Source organism: Adlercreutzia murintestinalis (assembly GCF_943192905.1).
GTDB lineage: Bacteria > Actinomycetota > Coriobacteriia > Coriobacteriales > Eggerthellaceae > Adlercreutzia_A > Adlercreutzia_A murintestinalis.
This window is the reverse complement of the sequence record NZ_CALPCC010000006.1, coordinates 44,176-61,052: the sequence shown is the minus strand read 5'-3', so window position 1 is coordinate 61,052 and position 16,877 is coordinate 44,176. Positions and strand designations below refer to the sequence as shown.

Below are 16,877 nucleotides of genomic sequence, written 5' to 3'. Positions count from 1 at the left end.
CGAGGGTCTCCCTCTTTCGCCGTGCTTTCATGGTGGTGCTTTCACGAGCAGATGATGAGAGGAGCTGCGATGGAAGAGTTCAAGATGGACGGCGCACAGGCTGTCCGCAGAGAAGACTCGAAATGGGCCTTTAGCGGATCGGATGGCCCTGATGCGGCTGATCGTCGCGAGGAATCCGTTCTGGAGAAAGAGCGCGACGACATTGGCACGACGAAGGAAGAAAATCAATTCAACTTCGGCGCTGGCGAGCGTCCCGAGATGCAGGATTGGAAGCATCCTGGCGAGTGGCAGTATATGGAAGACGGCATGTTGGTCACGCGCACGAGCGTGTGGTCGGCACCGGGCTGTCATGAAGGGTGCGGCGTGTTGGTGTATTCCGACCCCGAGACCGGCCGCTTCATCAAGTGCGAAGGCGATCCGGATGACCCCTACAACCGTGGTGCGCTCTGCCCGCGCTGTTTGGCGTTCAAGCAGGTCGAGTTCCATCCCGATCGCATCCTGTACCCCATGAAGCGGATAGGCGAGCGCGGCGAGAACAAATGGGAGCGCATCAGCTGGGATGAAGCGCTTGAGACGTGCTATAAGGAGTTCCGCCGCATTGCGATGACGTACGGTGGCGACAGCATCCACTGCTTGCGCGGCACTGCGCGTGATAATCAGTGGCAGGTAGGGCGCATGGCCAACACCTTTGGCAGTCCTAACGAGTATGGGTTCTTGTCGGGTACGGCATGCTACCTGCCTCGTCTGTCATTGATGATCATGACCTATGGCGGCATGCTCATCGCAGATTTCAGCCAGTTCAGCGCATTGCGCTATGACGATCCTGATTGGGTGTGCCCGGAGTGCACGATCGTTTGGGGCTGTAACCCCACCATCTCGAATCCTGACTTCTTCATGGGTCATTGGGTGACCGACGCGATGAAGCTGGGCTGCAAATTGATTTCGGTGGAGCCGCGCGTCACCTGGCTGGCCGCGCATGCCGACATTCATCTTCAGCTTCGCCCGGGCACTGATACGGCGCTGGCGCTCGGGATGATCAAGGTCATCATCGACGAGGACCTCTACGATCACGACTTCGTAGAGCGATGGACCTACGGATTCGACGAGCTTGCTGCCCGGGCTCGCGAGTTGTCGCTGGACGAGGTCGAGAACATGACCTGGGTGCCCAAGCAGAAGATCATCGATGCCGCGCGTCTGTTCGCAACGTCTCATCCGGCAAACGTGGTGTGGGGCTTGGCTGTTGATATGCAGAGCCAAGGCACTCCGTGCGCACAGGCCATTGCAGCGCTGTGGACCATCACGGGCAATCTGGATGTACCGGGTGGCATGTGCTATACCGCAGCGCCGATGGGCGTCGATCAGCCGTCTGCGGGCGCGTGGGGCATCTACGATCTGATCGATGAAGAGACGCAGAAAAAGCGCGTCGGGTGGAAGGAATACCCGATGTATCGCTATGGTTTGACGCAGGCCATGCCCGATATGTGCCTTGAGGTGTGCGAAGAGGGCGGTGTGAAAGGCGTGTGGATCCAAACCTCGAACGGCATCGCTTGCATGAGCTGTGAGACGGAGCGTTGGTATAAGGCCATGAAGAAGCCCGAGTTCGTGGCAGCGTGCGACATCTTCATGACGCCCATGATCCAGTCAAGTGCCGATATCGTGCTGCCCGTGCAAACATGGGCAGAGAAGCATTCGGTGCGCGCTCATTATTATTTCCTGTCAGCCATCACCGGTGGCTGCGCGGCCGAGGGCGAGGCGCTCTCCGACTGCGAGATCAACCGCCGCTTGGCTCAGTACTTCGACCATGATGATGAGTTCAATGGCTGCCATCAATCGCCCCGAGGGCAAGCAGCGCACCTGGCCATGGGCAACCGAGGATGAGGTCTACGATGAGATCGTGAAGCCCTCTGGGTTCACCTTCCACGAACTCATGGAGCAAGGGCCGGTATATCAGAAGTACATCTACAAGAAGTACGAGAAGGGCCTCATGCGTCCCGACGGGCAACCTGGCTTCAACACGCCGACCGGGCGTATCGAATTCTATTCGACGCTGTTCCAAGCATACGGCTACGATCCGCTGCCCTACATCGAAGAGCCGGGTATCGGCCCTGTGTCCACCCCTGATCTCTACGAGAAATACCCGCTCATCATGATCACCGGTGCGCGCACCACCTCGTTCTTCCATTCCGAGCATCGCCAAATTCCGTATCTGCGCCAGCTCACTCCTGACCCGTGGGTGCAGATCAATCCGAAAACGGCCGCCGAGCACAATATCTCCGAGGGCGACTGGGTATGGATCGAGAATCATCGCGGGCGTTGCCGTCAGCGGGCACGCGTCACCCACGAGGTCTCCGAGAAGGAGATCGCCGCACAGCATGGTTGGTGGTTCCCCGAGCAGGATGGTGCCGAACCGAATCTGTACGGATTCAGGCAGTCCAACATCAATCAGTTGTTGGCGAACAAGCCCGGACGCACCGGTTTCGGTGCCGACCTGAAGTGCACCCTGTGCAAAATCTACCGTTGCAGCGAGGAGGACCTGTGATGTCTAGAAACGCGATACTCGTCGATTATCAATATTGCACGGGGTGCTACTCGTGCGAGGTTGCCTGTCAGGCAGAGCACGATCTGCCGCTCGAGCAGTGGGGCGTGAAGGTGATGACGGATGGCCCTTGGCCCATTCGCACCGCTGATGGCGAGCCGACCGATCGTTATGTGTATGACAATATCCCGTCGTTCACGCGCCTATGCGACCTCTGCGCTGATCGCCGGGCTCACGGCAAGCTGCCAAGCTGCGTCTTCCATTGCCAGGCGAAATGCTTGGAATTCGGAACGGTCGAAGAGCTCTATCAGAAACTCGATGCCAAGTCTGAACAGTATCTCTGGGTGCCACCGTGCGCATGAGATGCGCTTGATTGGATAACGACATAGCTTGCATTGCGTAGCGCAAGCTATGCCGCTCCCGTTCCTCGCAGGCGATATGCGTCCTGCCGTTTGTCAAGGAGGTCAGACCGTGGAGGTTGCCGAGTTCAGGGCACAGATTGATGCAGCCCCGCCTACGCTCCAAGAACCGTTGCGCAGAATCGCTCTTTACGTAACGTGCGGAGATGCCTTTCGTCCCGATTTTGCAGAAGCAGCGCGCGCTGTTGGGAGCTACCAAGAGCTTCTCCATGCTATCTATGCCGATGATGCGCAGAAGCATTCGCTGCTGTGGGCGGAGTGCGCGAGGCTCAACCGACGCAACTGGTTGCGCTTCTTCCAGCCGAAGATGGCGCTCGAGAACCTGCGGATGAAGACCGATGGGCTGCCTGTGGAGATGGGCGAGGCTGTTTTCCTTGCGCCCACGGGAAGTCGCGACAACATCGCCAATCTGTACGTGTTCGAGCACGGTGCGTTCAATCGCCAAGCTGCCGATTTCGTCACCTCGATCGCGGGTCGGTTCACGGTAGCTGACTACCGCTTCTTCGGTATCTATGGTCTGTATAAGTACCGCGGCAACGTCATTTTGGAGGAATGGGAGGTGGAGCAGGAGCCTGAGCGTGCGCCTCAGAGGTGAACGATCGGGTGCTCTGCTGCGTCAATGACCGTAGCCGACGCTCATGGGCGATCGGCAAAGGAGAAGAGGGGACACCATGTCCATGACCGAGAATGCGATCCACCTTGGAATTGCTTCCGATCCCATCCAGAAGACCCCACGCTATGCATGGGTCATCCTGGCCGTGACCTATCTTGCGAGCATCTGTGCTCCGCTTGGTCAGTTCAAGATCACCGCTATTGCCGGTGAGATCATCGGCACCTACGGGCTTGGCTATGCCGAGTTCGGTATGCTCATGACCTGTCTTGCCATTATCGGCGCGATTCTTGCCTTTCCAGCTGCGTTCATCTGTCGCCGCATTGGTTTGCGCGCGACCTGCGCCATCGCGCTCGGCTGCATCATCGCGGGCGGTCTGGTGGAGGTCGCTACCAATTCCGTCGTGCTTTTATATCTGGGGCGATTTGCCGAGGGCGTGGGCCTTGGGCTCATCGGTGTTGCAGCGCCCACCATCATTTCGCTGTGGTTCCCAAACAAAACGCGCGGTCTCGCGCTTGGAGCGTGGTGCACGTGGGTGCCCATGGCCATCACCATCGATTTCAACGTGGCTCCTGCCTTGGCTGCGACGTTTGGATGGCAGTCGGTGTTCTATGGCGTCGTGGCCGTTACGATCGTGGCGCTCGTGCTGTTCGTGGCGCTCTACCGCGTTCCGGTGGGGCAAAGCTCCATTCCCAACTACGGTGTGGAGGGCAGCTTTCGCGATTGCTTCACCTACCTCAAGAACCGCTATATCTGGATCCTGGGGTTGACGTTTCTCGTGTTCAACTTCATCCAGGGTGGGGTCGTGAACACCTATTATCCAACGTATCTGGGCTCTGTGGGGTTTGATATGGCAACGGCGGGATTCATGACGTCAGTGATCACGCTGATCGGCTTCATCATGAACCCCTTATCAGGTGCATGGTCAGACCGGCTTTCCATCAATCGGAAGTACATTTTGGTCACACTGTTCGCCGTGACGAGCATCATCGGCTTTCTGGTTGGGTTTCCCTCGGAGGCGTCGGGCTTAGGGCTTGCGGGCATCTGGGCGTTCATCGTGCTCATGGGGTTCTCAGCGGCATTCGGCGGGGGTGGCAGTCGTCCGCTCGCGCCCACCATCCTGTCCAGCTCGGCCATGGCGGCCACGCTTGGCATGGCGGTCATGCAATTCACGCAATGCTTTGGTCAGATGCTGGCGCCGGTGTATGGAGCGTGTCTTGATGCGGGCCTGGGGTGGATGGGATCGGCATGGGCGACCGTCATCCCGTTATCGGTGATCGCGCTCGTGCTGTCGTTCTTCATCAAGCCAGGCGGCAAGGCTTCTGGTCATGACTGAGCGCATGGGAAAGCGTTGCGCGGTTTGCGTTGGCTGCGGGAAGTGTTTTCAGGACGAAACGACAGGGAATCGTTGGTCGGGCGCGCGATGTGCGATCTGCGTGGGCTGCGGCGTGTGCGCGCAGGCATGGGGGCTCGTGGCACCAGAGGATGGCGAGGTGGATGCGGTCAGCGGCGCCACCGATTGGGCGAGCGCCTTCAAGGCGATGGACTGCGGTCAGGCAGGGGATGTGCCGGAATGCCCTGCGCCTCCTGGGGCGCCTTCCTGCGATGCTGCGACCGGCGCAACGCCAGGTGTCGCTTCTGCTTGCCGCGATCTGGGGCTTGATGATATGGCATCGGTGCTGACCGATCTGGGCATCAAACCTCCAGGGGTCAGCTGACGTCGTTCCCTGCGCGTCCCTTCATGCCGCAAGAGGGCCATCGGTCGCGCACGCAGACCGATACGTCGTCCGCGCAGCGCGAATGAGCGATACAATAGCGCCATTCCGAACAAAACCGATGCGAAGGAGCGGCTGGTACATGGCACGTGTTTACAATTTCTCGGCAGGACCGGCGGTATTGCCCGAAGAGGTGCTGCGCGAGGCGCAGGCTGATATGCTCGATTACAAGGGAACGGGCATGTCGGTGATGGAGATGAGCCACCGCTCGAAAGCGTTCGCCGATATCATCGAAACGGCCGAAGCCGACCTGCGCGAGCTGATGGCGATCCCCGACAACTACCACGTGCTGTTCCTGCAGGGCGGCGCCACCCAACAGTTCGCCGCCATCCCTATGAACCTCATGCGCAACAACGTGGCCGACTACATCGTATCCGGTTCATGGTCGAAGAAGGCATGGAAGGAAGCCAACCTCTACGGCGACGCGCGCTGCATCGCATCCTCTGAGGACGAGAACTTCTCGTATGTTCCCGAGGTTGATGGCTTGACCTTCTCGCCCGATGCCGACTATGTCTACATCTGCCAGAACGAGACCATCTACGGCACGCGCTATGCGAAACTGCCGCAGACTGGCGGCATCCCGCTGGTCTCCGATGTATCCTCCATGTTCCTCTCCGAGCCGGTGAACGTGTCCGATTATGGCCTGATCTACGGCGGCGTGCAGAAGAACGTGGGCCCGGCTGGCGTGGTCATCGTGATCGTGCGGGAGGACCTGGTGCGCGAGGATGTGAATCCTGCCACCCCGACCATCATGCGCTACCTGACGCAGGTGGATGCCAAGAGCTTGTCGAATACTCCGCCATGCTGGGGCATCTACATCTGCGGGCTGGTGTTCAAATGGCTGAAGAACATGGGCGGCCTTTCCGTCATGCAGCAGAAGAATGAGGAGAAAGCGGCGCTGCTCTACGACTTCCTCGATCAGAGCAAGCTGTTCCGCGGCACCGCGCGCAAGGATTGCCGCAGCCTGATGAACGTGCCGTTCATCACCGGCGATGCCGACTTGGATGCGAAGTTCATCGCCGAGTGCAAGAACCACAACATCGAATCCATCAAGGGTCACCGCAGCGTTGGCGGCATGCGCGCGAGCATCTACAACGCCATGCCGCAGGCTGGCGTGCAGGCGCTGGTCGATTTCATGGCGCAGTTCGAGCGCGAGAACAGCTGACCTGCTGCGCAAGAAGCACAAACGCTCATTGCAGAACCCCCGTGATGCGTTGCGGGGGTTCTGTCGTATCAGTCGCGGTGCGAGGTGTCTTCGGTCGGCAGAGGGCGGGCGGCTGCGATCTCATACAGCTCAACAGCATCAAGGAGCTCTTCGCGCGAGTTGATATCCATCTTGCGGTAGATGTTGTACACGTGGCTTTTGACCGTGTGTCCTGAAATGCACAGTTTGCCTTGGATGTGCTCGATCCCACGGCCTTTCGCCAGCAGCATGAACACCTCGGTCTCGCGAGCGGACAGCCCATGCTCGCGCGCCACCGCCTCGCAGCGTGCGCGCCAGCGCCCGTGCTCGACGTTGGGTTCAATGTCCTTGCGCTTCGCAAGGGCCCCACTGCGATCGACCGGTCCAACACCGAACAACGTCACCATGATCGCCAGCACCACCACCAACGCAAGCGCGGCGGCTGACAGCATGGGGTAGTCCATGACGCCCGACGAGGTGGCTACCACACCGATCAGGTGGCCGATCAAGACACCGGCGAACAGGCATGCCTGCAAGCTGCATGCAAGCTGGAGTCGCGAGGCTTTATGGCGCTCTGATAAGAACAGCATGAGGTATATACCAGCGATCTCGAAAATGGCAAAGCAGGCGAACACGAGCATATTGCAAACGGTTGCCGGTGCTCCCTGCAAAAACGACATCGGTAAGAGCGCGATGATGAGCACCGGGAACAAGATCTGGAAGGCGCCGTTTTGCTGGACGCGCTCGGGCATGAAGCGCAGGCACGCTACCGCGGCTACGACACCGAACACGGTAGCCCCCGCAATGCCGCTATAGAGCGCGGCATCTCCTTGGATCTGCGTGGTCAGCCCAATGCCCAATCCCAGCACCACCCCGTAGGCGATCGTCATCGCTCTGAACGGGAGCGTGAGCTTGATGTTTTCGCGCGATCGTTCGCGTGGGATGAATGGCGCTGGCACCACCTCGTCGCTGTGTTCGAGCATGACGACAATGGCCAAACTGCACAGCGGACCGATGCAGAGCAGCGCGATGTTGAAGGGAAAGGGGAGCATGTTCATCATGAGATACAAACACGCACCCAGGGCGATTGATCCGGCAAGCGCAAGCACCATTTCCCTGCGCGTTATCGATCCCATCAGTTCCACCCATGGCATGAACAGACAGGTGAGTCCCACGCCAGCCAAGCCCCACGCAACACAATCGAAGGCGAGCGGCATGGGCATCCCGGTCGAGTGGTAGATCAGTGACGATGTGATGGCGACGAACGAGAACATGAAAACGCCGCCACGCTGCATGCGCACGCCGCGCTGCGTGGATAAAAAGTCGGTTGCGAAGGCCATTGCGGCGCACATTGCCACGCATCCGACCAGAAATGCGATCCGCAAGAAGAAGTGATACCACAGAACTTCGATGCCACCGTCCATGAACGAATTCCGCATGAGCATGGTGAACAAGCACGCCCAGTAGAGCGAAAACCCGCACACCGTGGTGAACACCAAGGGAGAATTGAGGCCCTGAACTGGCTCAACAGGATCGCTCATACATTTTTCCATAGCCGTCATCTGTGTACTCCTAACCGAAAAAGCCGAGTCGGATTCCACTGTTTCAGCGTTTGAGCCGATGGCGCGTAGGTCGCCGGGCGGGTAGCTTCTGACCAAGGTTAGCGGATGGTTTCGCTTCTGCGCAAGAGAGGGAAATGAAGCCAGCTGCTTCTGTTCGAGAGAATGGAGAAAAGGGAATGAGCGAAAAGTATCGGACTGTTGAGCACGAAAAGCCATTCAAGTACGACGAGGGCGACTATCATGTGACGCGTGGCTGCGCATGGACAGGCCCGGGTTGCCATCTGGGCTGCGGTGTCATCATGTACACCGACCAAGAGGGCAACTTCGTCAAATGCGAGGGCGACCCGGAGGACCCCTGGACGGAAGGGCGTCTGTGCATGCGCTGTTTGGATGCGCCCGAGGTGACCAATCACAAGGAGCGCCTGCTGTACCCCATGAAGCGTGCGCGGGAGGACCGCGGCAAGGACACGTGGGAACGCATCAGCTGGGATGAGGCCTACGACCTGATCACCGAGAAGTTCATGGCGATCAAGGAGGAATACGGCCCCGAATCCGTCATCTTCGCTCAGGGAACAGGACGCGATATCGCGGCGTATATCACGCGCTTGGCTTGGTCGTTCGGCTCGCCTAACTACACTGGTCTGCTGTCGGGTCAGGCATGCTATCTGCCGCGTATCGCCGGTATGGCTGCTACCACCGGTGCGCCGTGGATCCCTGACGCGGCCCAGCAGTTCCCCGAGCGCTACGATCACCCCGACTATGAGGTGCCCGAGGTCATGTTCATCTGGGGCAACTATCCGCTGAAGTCAAACATCGAGGGCTTCTATGGTCACTGGGTGATCGATCTGATGAAGCGCGGGATGAAGATCGTTACGGTCGACCCGAAAGTCACGTGGCTGGCAACCAAATCCGAGCTGCATCTGCGGGTGCGTCCTGGTACCGACGCGGCACTAGCGCTCGGCATGATCAACATCATCATCAACGAGGATCTCTACGATCATGAGTTCGTGGACAAGTGGTGTTACGGCTTCGACGAGCTGCGCGCTCGTGCGGCGGAGTTCCCGGTGGAGCGCGTGTCCGAGATCACGTGGGTGCCCGAAGACAAGATCGTCGCGGCGGCACGCCTTCTGGGCAATGCCAAGAACTCCACCTTGCAATGGGGTGTGGCGGTGGATATGACGCGTGAGGCGATGCCTGCGGGTCAGGCCATCCTCGCCCTGTGGGAGATCACTGGCAACATGGAGCGTCCTGGCGGCATGATCGTGGCGCCCGAGATCCTGTCCGTTGCGGGCGGCTGGGGACGTGAAGTGCTCGGTCCCGAGCAGGAAGCCAAGCGCATCGGCATCCAGGATTACCCGTTGTACAACTTCGGCTTCGCGGTGTCTCAGCCCGACGAGACGGTGAAGACCATCGAGACCGGCGAGCCCTACGAGATCCATGGCGCATGGTTGCAGACGACCAATCCCATCGCATGCATGGGCGCCGATCCGCAACGGCTCTACAAAGCGCTGAACAAGCTTGATTTCATCGTGGTGGTCGACTTGTTCAAGACGCCTACGATCGCCGCGCTCGCCGATGTGGTGCTGCCCGCGCAGACCTTTGCCGAGCGCAACGGCATCGCGTTCGTCTCTGGCGCTCAGCGTGGCTCCACCATCAACAAGGTCACCTCGGTGGGCGAGACGAAATCCGACATGGAGATCAACCTGGAGCTGGGACGCCGCTGGAACCCGGAGGCATGGCCGTGGGATAACGTCGATGACATGTTCACCGATATGCTCAAGCCGACCGATATGACGTTCGAGGAACTCCAGAAGGTGGCACCGGCCTATCAGCCCATCGAGTATTACCGCTACGAGAAGGGCATGCTGCGCCCCGACGGGCAACCCGGTTTCAATACGCCCACGGGCCGCATCGAGTTGTGGAGCAACTTCTATAGCCGTGCCGGTCTCGATCCGCTGCCCTACTTTGAAGAGCCCGAGCCCGGTCCTGGCTCTACGCCCGACCTGATGGATGAGTATCCGCTGGTAATGACCTCCGGTGCGCGTTTCTGGGGCATGTTCCACTCCGAGCATCGGCAGATCGAGCGCATGCGGCACTACCGCCCCTGGCCGCTCATGGAGATCCATCCCGACACGGCCGAAAAGTACGGCATTCGCGATGGCGACTGGGTGTGGATGGAAGGTCCGCTCGGACGAGCCAAGCGCAAGGCGAAGCTGACGCCGGTGATGGACCGCCGCATGGTGTCATGCGACCACGGCTGGTGGTTCCCTGAGGGCGATCCGGAGAAGTTCTACGACGTGTTCGACCTCAACATCAACAACACGCTGCCCTGGGTTCCAGGCAAGAGCGGTTTCGGCTCGAACTACAAGAGCTCCATCTGCAAGATTTACAAGGTCGAGGAGGACTAACCATGGCGAAGTACGGACTGTTGATCGATGCTCAGTGGTGCTCGGGCTGCCACAGCTGCGAGATAGCGTGCCAGATGGAGCATGGGTTGCCGGTCGGCGAGACCGGCGTGAAGGTGGTCAAGGTGGGTCCGTGGCCCATCGGGGATGAGGCCGAAGAGGATTGGCAGTTCTCCTATCTGCCCATACCCACGAAGCAATGCGACACCTGTGCGGCGCGCCGCGGAGCGGGGAAGGTTCCCACGTGCGTGCAGCACTGCCAGTCGCGCTGCATCGAGTTCGGCCCTATTGATGAGTTGGCTGAGCGGATGAACGAGAAGCAGCAGACCTTGTTTGTCGTCGGATAGCATCGTGCTCGCAGCGGGCTGCACGCGTGTGTGGCCCGCCATTTTGAGAGGAGCCTCGCTCATGCATAGCAAGAAATACTACCTCGTATATGGATTGTTCTTCTCGTTGTTCGTGGCAGCAGTGCTCTGCTTGTGTCTCACCATCTCGCAAGGTATGCCCCATATCGATCCCGCGTTTTTCGGCTTGAGCTTCCTGGTTGCCTTCGTGACCTCGTTTGTGGTGACAGCTGTCATACCGCTGGGGAAGATATCGGCTGCGTGCGCAGTCTATTTTGATGCCAACCCGGGGACGGTGGCGTTCCGACTCATTCAGAACGTGTTCTTCAGCACGCTCATCATGCTGTTCTTGGGCGTGGTGATGACCGCCTTCATGACCGGTGTCGGGGAAACGCAGACGATGTCGGCTCTGACCGGCGAGATGATGGCGGTCAATCTTTTCGATCGCTTCGTTGCTCTGTGCATGCAGTTCTGGCCGACCATCGTCGTCGTGGCGTTTCTGTGCGACCCTGCTGCGGGCGGTTTGGCGGGAGCCATCACGAAGGAGCGCGCAGGCGCGGTGAGAGCCGAGGCGGGGGAACCTGCGTGAGAGAGCGGGCAGCCGAGGCGCAGAAGCTCTACGTTGCCGATGCTGATGCCGTTGAGCATGTGGTGGACGCGGTGACCGGTGCTACCTGGAACACGCGCAACCGCATCATGGCCGATCTCTTCCAGGAACAGTTGAGCGAGACACCTGACCTTTTGCCAGCGTATCGGCCGCCGGGGTGTTAGCGCTTTTCGCATCGTTGAAAGAGCCGCTGTTTTCAGACCGCATGTCAACGACGTGCGGTCTGTTGCGCTTCGCTTGCTCTATAGTGGTGGCAGGAACAATGCAAGGTATATGGCGTCTTGTTGAGCAGAGGGAGGCACGATGTCTCAGAGCAAGGTTCTCATCACCGAAGAGATAGCGCCTGAGGGAATCGAAGCGCTGCGGGCGCGCGGCTATCAGGTCGATGTGATGGCGGATCTCGCGCCGGATCAGCTGCGCGAGGTCATCGAGCCCTACGATGCTTTGATCGTGCGGTCGGGCACGGTGGTCGATGCGGCGCTGCTCGATGCGGCGGTCAATCTCAAGATTATCGGGCGCGCGGGCGTGACGGTGGACAACATCGATATCGAAGCGGCTGACGAACGCGGGATCATCGTCTGCAACGCTCCTACCTCGAACATCATTTCGGCGGCCGAATACGCGCTGGCCATGCTCCTGGCTGCGGCACGTCGTATTCCGCAGGCCAATGCCTCGATGCATGCGGGCAAGTGGGATCGCCGTGATTTCATGGGTAGCGAACTCTACGGTAAGACGCTTGCGATCTTCGGTCTGGGTCGCGTGGGGAGCCTGGTGGCCGAGCGCGCGAAAGCGTTCGGCATGGAGCTGATCGCGTACGATCCGTATTGTAGCCCCGACAAAGCAGCGCAGCTGGACGTAACGCTCTACGACAGCGTGGAAGACGTGCTGCCGAAGGCGGATTTCATCACCGTGCATCTGCCCAAGACCGACGAGACCATCGGCATGTTCGGGCCAGAGCAGTTCGCCGCCATGAAGACGGGTGTTGTGGTGGTGAACTGTGCGCGTGCAGGCATCTTCGAGGTGGATGCGCTGGCTGATTTCGTTGCGGCGGGCAAAGTGGGGGCGGCGGCTCTTGACGTCTTTGAAGAGGAACCGTGCACGCAAGGCCCCCTTCATGAGCTTGAGGGGGCGATCCTGACCCCGCACGTGAATGCGGTCACGCGTGAGGCGCAAGTGCGAGCAGGGGAGCAAATCGCCGAGTACGTGTGGGCGGGCCTTGAGGGGTCCATCGTGCCGACCGCCATTCACGCGAGCGGCTTGCCGCCCGAGGTGATGGACGCGGTGCGACCGTACTTGCCCGCGTGCCGCATGATGGGGCGCGTGGTGGCCGAGCTTTGCGGCGGCATTCCGCAGAAGCTGACCGTGCAACCCGAAGGAGCCATAGCCGATGCCGATCCTGACCTGCTGGTGGCTGGCGTGGTCGACGGCATCCTGTCGTATAAGCACGTGGGCGCATCGGTGCCCGATACGGCGCGCTCGGTTGCCGAGCGTCATGGCATGACGGTGGTGACCAAGACGGTCGAGGACGCACAGGAATACGCCTCTGATGTTCGCGTGCGCGCCGATGAGGTCGAGATCGCCTCCACTCTCTATGGGGTCGATATGCTTCCGCGCATCGTGTCCATGATGGGATACAAGATCGACATTGCCCCTGCTGCGCAGTCGCTCATCTTTGAATACGTGGATGCGCCGGGGCGCATCGGCACCATCGGTACGGTGCTCGGCGAGGCTGGTGTGAACATCACCACCATGCAGATCGGCACCAAGCCCGAGGACAAGTGCGCGCTCGTGTATATGAACGTTGAGGGCGAGGTGACCGAAGAGGTGCTCGCACAGCTGCGCTCGGCTCTTGAACTGCGCAATCTCTGGCACATTAAGCTCTAGACAAGATGTGAAGTGAGCGCTGGTATGCGGGCGCATTCCTGCTATGATGCGAAGAGCTGCATGCGCGGCCCAACATTCTTCTAACGATGAAGGGAAGAGGCAAACATGACTCGTAAGATCGACATCTTCGACACCACGCTGCGCGATGGCGAACAATCGCCGGGCGCCTCCATGAACACCGAGGAGAAGCTGGTCATTGCGCGGCAGCTGCTGCGTTTGAACGTGGATGTGATCGAGGCGGGCTTTCCCATATCGAGCCCGGGCGACTTCGAGAGCGTTCGCAAGATATCGCAGCTCGCCGGATACGATGCCACGGTTGCGGCGCTGACGCGTGCGGTCGAGAAGGACATCGTGAGCGCGGCTGACGCGTTGAAGTTCGCGAAGCGTCCGCGCATCCACACCGGCATCGGCGTTTCCGAGAGCCATATGCGCGACAAGCTGCGCCTGACGCCTGACGAGGCGATCGAGCGCGCCGTGGCTGCGGTGAAGTGCGCGAAAAGCTACGTGGACGACGTGCAGTTCTATGCAGAGGATGCGGGGCGCAGCGATTACGACTTCTTGGTGCGTATGATCCAAGCGGTGGTGGATGCGGGCGCTACCGTGGTCAACATTCCCGATACCACCGGCTATTCGTTGCCGGACGAGTTCGGGCGGCGCATCAAGTATCTGGTCGATAACGTGCAGGGCATCGATGATGTGACCATCGCCGTGCACTGCCACAACGACCTCGGTATGGCTACCGCGCTCGCCATGGCAGGCGTTGCCAATGGCGCGCGCCAGATCGAATGCACCATCAACGGCCTTGGTGAGCGCGCGGGCAACACGGCCATGGAAGAGGTGGTTATGGCCATCCGCATGCACGAGCGCGAGCTGGATGCGCATACCGACATCAACACGCGCGAGTTCACGAAGGCGAGTCGCCTGGTCTCCACGATCACCGGCATGAACGTGCAGGCGAACAAGGCCATCGTGGGCGCGAACGCCTTCGCCCATTCCTCCGGCATCCACCAAGATGGCGTGTTGAAGAAGCGCGACACCTACGAGATCATCGATCCGGCCGATGTGGGTGCCGGGGAGAGCCAGATCGTGCTGACGGCGCGCAGCGGCCATGCCGCACTGAAGCACCGGCTCGAAGAGCTGGGCTATGAGTTCAACGCCGAGAAGCTCGACGAGCTCTACGAGGCGTTCCTGAACCTGGCTGACAAGAAGAAGGAAGTCTACGACGAGGATCTCGAGAGCCTCGTCAACGAGCGCGATCGCGAAGAGACGGCGCTCTACTCGCTCGAGGCGGTGCAGGTGAGCTGCGGCTTCCCGCTCAAACCCACGGCAACGGTCACCATCAAGGATCCTCAGGGCGCATCGGTCACGCAGTGCGTGTGGGGCACCGGTCCGGTAGATGCGGCTTACAAGGCGGTCGATGCCATCGTGGGGCTCGATGCCGACCTTTCCGAATTCAGCGTGCAGTCGGTCACGCGCGGCATTGACGCGCTCGGCGAGGTAACGGTGCGCGTGAAGGCGGTCAACGGTGAGGTCTACACCGGCCGTGGCGCCGATGGGGACATCATCGTCTCGGCCACGAAGGCCTACCTCAACGCGCTCAATCGTCTGCTCTCGAAGAGCCTCTGAGCAAGATCGCTGCCACATGCGGCCCGCCGCACCAGCTGCGATGCGGGCCGTTTTTTGGATGTTGTGCTGGAAGCGGCGCGCATCCTGTGGTACCATGACGCAAGCGCTCGGCGCTTACAACTTTTCGAACCTTTGGAAAGTGGGCTTGTCCCGCTTTCTTTTGTTGTAAGGGCCGAATATGGAAAGGACGGATGTGCTGACAGCGAAAGAGAAGATGCTGCTGGATGCTCTTGAGCCGCGCGCGGTGCAGGAGGGCGTCGAGATCGTGGACATCGAGATAGTCGGGGCTAAGAAGGCGCCGACCATCCGGGTGTTCGTCGACACCCCTGACGGCGTCAGCTTCGACGTGCTGTCGAGCGCTCAGGCTTGGATCGGCGATCTTCTTGACGAGGTCGACCCCTTCCCGGGGGCCTATACCATGGAGGTATCCTCGCCAGGAATCGATCGGCCCCTGCGAACGTTGCAGCATTTCCAGCGGTTCGCGGGCAGCACGGTGCGCATCCGAACCTGCGAGCCGGTAGACGGACGGGCGAACTTCAAGGGAGTGCTGTCCGTGGAAGGCGACGTCCTCCAGATCGAGGATGGTGGCGAGACCTTCCGCATTCCGTTTTCTACCGTGAAGAAGGCAAACCTGATCGGCGAGATAGAGTTCTGACGAAGGAGAAGATCGTGGCAGAGGCAGAAGGCTCATTGATAGAAGCGTTGCAGTTGCTCGCTCATGAGCGCAAGATCGACGAGTTCTACATCATCGAGCGGCTGGAAGAGAGCCTGGCGAAAAGCTATGAGCGCATCTTGGACCTTGAATACGATGCGCGCGTGACCATTGACCGCCAGACCGGCAAGATCTACGTGTACGAGCTGGTGCCGATCGGGGAGCCAGACGAGGTGGTGGACGAGGAGACCGGCGAGGTTGAGCTGGTCTACCACGACTTCGAGGAGCGCGATGTGACGCCGGACAACGTCAGCCGCATCGCAGCGCAGAACGCCAAGAGCGTCATCGCCGCCATCGTGCGCGACGCGACGCGTCAAACCATCTACGAGGAATTCAAGGATCGCGTGGGCGACCTCATCACGGGCACGGTGCTGCAAGGCACACCCGATTTCACCATCGTGAAGATCCGCGATGGCGTGGAAGCCGAGCTGCCGCATTACGACGTGAAGCGCAATCCCAGCGAGCGCAACGAGCGCCCGAGCAACGAGCACTACCGTCACAACCAGCGGCTGAAGGTGCTCATCATCGAGGTGCGCGACCCCTCATCCGATGCGCCGCGCTCGCGCGGTGAGCAGGCGCGCCCCTCCATCGTGGTCAGCCGTACGCATCCCGATCTGATCAGGCGCCTGTTCGAGATAGAGGTGCCAGAGATCTATGAGGGCGTGGTCGAGATCAAGTCCATCGCGCGCGAACCGGGCGCTCGCAGCAAGGTGGCGGTGTACAGCCATGAGAGCAACCTCGATCCGGTGGGCGCATGCGTTGGTCCGAAGGGCAGCCGTGTGCGCATGGTGGTCGAAGAGCTGCGCAACGAGCGGGTCGATGTGATCCAGTGGAGCGATGACCCGCGCGTGTACGTGGCCAACGCTCTGTCACCCGCGAAGGTGCAGACCGTTCAGATCGACCCTGAGAACCACTACGCCACCGTGATCGTGCCGGACGACCAGCTGTCGCTGGCTATTGGCAAAGAGGGGCAGAACGCGCGACTTGCGGCGCGTCTGACCGGGTGGCATATTGATATTCGCTCTTCGAGCATGGCCAATGAATCGCTGGTAGGCGAGAACGTGCTGATCGATGTGGAAGAAGAGCCCGAGGACGATTTCTGCGCCTACGTGAGCGAGGACGGCACGCGCTGCCGTAACCATGCTCGACCGGGCAGCAAGTATTGCGGCGTGCATTCAGACGCCGAAGAGACGGATCTCGACTGAGCAGGAGAA

The 16,877-nt window shown here is 60.2% G+C and carries 16 protein-coding genes; 15 read left to right on the top strand and 1 reads right to left on the bottom strand.

Features of this window, described 5'->3' with window-relative positions:
• Positions 1-69 precede the first annotated feature (69 nt).
• From NFR19_RS03015 to serC, 7 genes are all read left to right on the top strand, one after another.
• Positions 70-1,878, top strand: a complete 1,809-nt coding sequence (locus NFR19_RS03015) for a molybdopterin-dependent oxidoreductase (protein ID WP_251212304.1) — start codon at positions 70-72, stop codon at positions 1,876-1,878.
• Positions 1,817-2,539, top strand: coding sequence for a molybdopterin dinucleotide binding domain-containing protein (locus NFR19_RS03010; protein WP_251212303.1), 723 nt, complete (start codon positions 1,817-1,819; stop codon positions 2,537-2,539). The genes NFR19_RS03015 and NFR19_RS03010 overlap by 62 nt, the downstream gene beginning before the upstream one ends.
• Complete coding sequence (locus NFR19_RS03005) at positions 2,539-2,898, top strand: 4Fe-4S dicluster domain-containing protein (RefSeq protein WP_251212302.1); 360 nt, start codon at positions 2,539-2,541, stop codon at positions 2,896-2,898. Before NFR19_RS03010 ends, NFR19_RS03005 begins: the two co-directional genes overlap by 1 nt.
• A 109-nt stretch (positions 2,899-3,007) precedes the next feature.
• Positions 3,008-3,550, top strand: a complete 543-nt coding sequence (locus tag NFR19_RS03000; protein ID WP_251212301.1) for a hypothetical protein — start codon at positions 3,008-3,010, stop codon at positions 3,548-3,550.
• Between the two features lie 76 nt (positions 3,551-3,626).
• Positions 3,627-4,901 carry an MFS transporter gene (locus NFR19_RS02995; protein ID WP_251212300.1) on the top strand — a complete coding sequence of 425 codons (1,275 nt, stop codon included), beginning with the start codon at positions 3,627-3,629 and terminating at the stop codon, positions 4,899-4,901.
• Positions 4,894-5,283 (top strand): hypothetical protein, encoded by a 390-nt coding sequence (locus NFR19_RS02990; protein WP_251212299.1) that lies wholly within the window; start codon positions 4,894-4,896, stop codon positions 5,281-5,283. Before NFR19_RS02995 ends, NFR19_RS02990 begins: the two co-directional genes overlap by 8 nt.
• Before the next feature lie 139 nt (positions 5,284-5,422).
• The gene (gene serC, locus NFR19_RS02985; RefSeq protein ID WP_251212298.1) at positions 5,423-6,505 is read left to right on the top strand and encodes a 3-phosphoserine/phosphohydroxythreonine transaminase; all 1,083 of its coding nucleotides are present in this window, start codon (positions 5,423-5,425) and stop codon (positions 6,503-6,505) included.
• Between the two features lie 68 nt (positions 6,506-6,573).
• Here serC and NFR19_RS02980 read toward each other — a convergent pair whose 3' ends face one another.
• Entirely contained in the window at positions 6,574-8,064 is a 1,491-nt protein-coding gene (locus NFR19_RS02980) for a helix-turn-helix transcriptional regulator (RefSeq protein WP_251212297.1), read from the bottom strand.
• Positions 8,065-8,261: 197 nt separating this feature from the next.
• Here NFR19_RS02980 and NFR19_RS02975 point away from each other — a divergent pair, with 197 nt between their 5' ends.
• From NFR19_RS02975 to nusA, 8 genes are all read left to right on the top strand, one after another.
• The gene (locus tag NFR19_RS02975; protein WP_251212296.1) at positions 8,262-10,493 is read left to right on the top strand and encodes a molybdopterin-dependent oxidoreductase; all 2,232 of its coding nucleotides are present in this window, start codon (positions 8,262-8,264) and stop codon (positions 10,491-10,493) included.
• 2 nt (positions 10,494-10,495) lie between these two features.
• Positions 10,496-10,837, top strand: a complete 342-nt coding sequence (locus NFR19_RS02970) for a 4Fe-4S dicluster domain-containing protein (RefSeq protein ID WP_251212295.1) — start codon at positions 10,496-10,498, stop codon at positions 10,835-10,837.
• Positions 10,838-10,898: 61 nt separating this feature from the next.
• Positions 10,899-11,423, top strand: coding sequence for a hypothetical protein (locus NFR19_RS02965; protein WP_251212294.1), 525 nt, complete (start codon positions 10,899-10,901; stop codon positions 11,421-11,423).
• Complete coding sequence (locus tag NFR19_RS02960) at positions 11,420-11,605, top strand: hypothetical protein (RefSeq protein WP_251212293.1); 186 nt, start codon at positions 11,420-11,422, stop codon at positions 11,603-11,605. Before NFR19_RS02965 ends, NFR19_RS02960 begins: the two co-directional genes overlap by 4 nt.
• Before the next feature lie 139 nt (positions 11,606-11,744).
• Positions 11,745-13,325, top strand: a complete 1,581-nt coding sequence (gene serA, locus NFR19_RS02955; RefSeq protein ID WP_251212292.1) for a phosphoglycerate dehydrogenase — start codon at positions 11,745-11,747, stop codon at positions 13,323-13,325.
• Positions 13,326-13,430: 105 nt separating this feature from the next.
• The gene (locus tag NFR19_RS02950) at positions 13,431-14,951 is read left to right on the top strand and encodes a 2-isopropylmalate synthase (protein ID WP_251212291.1); all 1,521 of its coding nucleotides are present in this window, start codon (positions 13,431-13,433) and stop codon (positions 14,949-14,951) included.
• A gap of 178 nt (positions 14,952-15,129) precedes the next feature.
• Complete coding sequence (gene rimP / locus NFR19_RS02945; protein WP_349665500.1) at positions 15,130-15,606, top strand: ribosome maturation factor RimP; 477 nt, start codon at positions 15,130-15,132, stop codon at positions 15,604-15,606.
• Positions 15,607-15,620: 14 nt separating this feature from the next.
• On the top strand, positions 15,621-16,868 hold the full coding sequence (nusA, locus tag NFR19_RS02940; protein WP_251212290.1) for a transcription termination factor NusA: 1,248 nt from the start codon (positions 15,621-15,623) through the stop codon (positions 16,866-16,868).
• Positions 16,869-16,877: the final 9 nt, after the last annotated feature.

Bases quoted from the DNA above. Each gene is read 5' to 3' on its own strand.
- NFR19_RS03015 (WP_251212304.1), top strand. From the start codon at position 70: ATGGAAGAGTTCAAGATGGACGGCGCACAGGCTGTCCGCAGAGAAGAC.
- NFR19_RS03010 (WP_251212303.1), top strand. From the start codon at position 1,817: ATGGCTGCCATCAATCGCCCCGAGGGCAAGCAGCGCACCTGGCCATGG.
- NFR19_RS03005 (WP_251212302.1), top strand. From the start codon at position 2,539: ATGTCTAGAAACGCGATACTCGTCGATTATCAATATTGCACGGGGTGC.
- NFR19_RS02995 (WP_251212300.1), top strand. From the start codon at position 3,627: ATGTCCATGACCGAGAATGCGATCCACCTTGGAATTGCTTCCGATCCC.
- NFR19_RS02990 (WP_251212299.1), top strand. From the start codon at position 4,894: ATGACTGAGCGCATGGGAAAGCGTTGCGCGGTTTGCGTTGGCTGCGGG.
- serC (WP_251212298.1), top strand. From the start codon at position 5,423: ATGGCACGTGTTTACAATTTCTCGGCAGGACCGGCGGTATTGCCCGAA.
- NFR19_RS02980 (WP_251212297.1), bottom strand. From the start codon at position 8,064: ATGAGCGATCCTGTTGAGCCAGTTCAGGGCCTCAATTCTCCCTTGGTG.
- NFR19_RS02975 (WP_251212296.1), top strand. From the start codon at position 8,262: ATGAGCGAAAAGTATCGGACTGTTGAGCACGAAAAGCCATTCAAGTAC.
- NFR19_RS02970 (WP_251212295.1), top strand. From the start codon at position 10,496: ATGGCGAAGTACGGACTGTTGATCGATGCTCAGTGGTGCTCGGGCTGC.
- NFR19_RS02965 (WP_251212294.1), top strand. From the start codon at position 10,899: ATGCATAGCAAGAAATACTACCTCGTATATGGATTGTTCTTCTCGTTG.
- serA (WP_251212292.1), top strand. From the start codon at position 11,745: ATGTCTCAGAGCAAGGTTCTCATCACCGAAGAGATAGCGCCTGAGGGA.
- NFR19_RS02950 (WP_251212291.1), top strand. From the start codon at position 13,431: ATGACTCGTAAGATCGACATCTTCGACACCACGCTGCGCGATGGCGAA.
- rimP (WP_349665500.1), top strand. From the start codon at position 15,130: ATGGAAAGGACGGATGTGCTGACAGCGAAAGAGAAGATGCTGCTGGAT.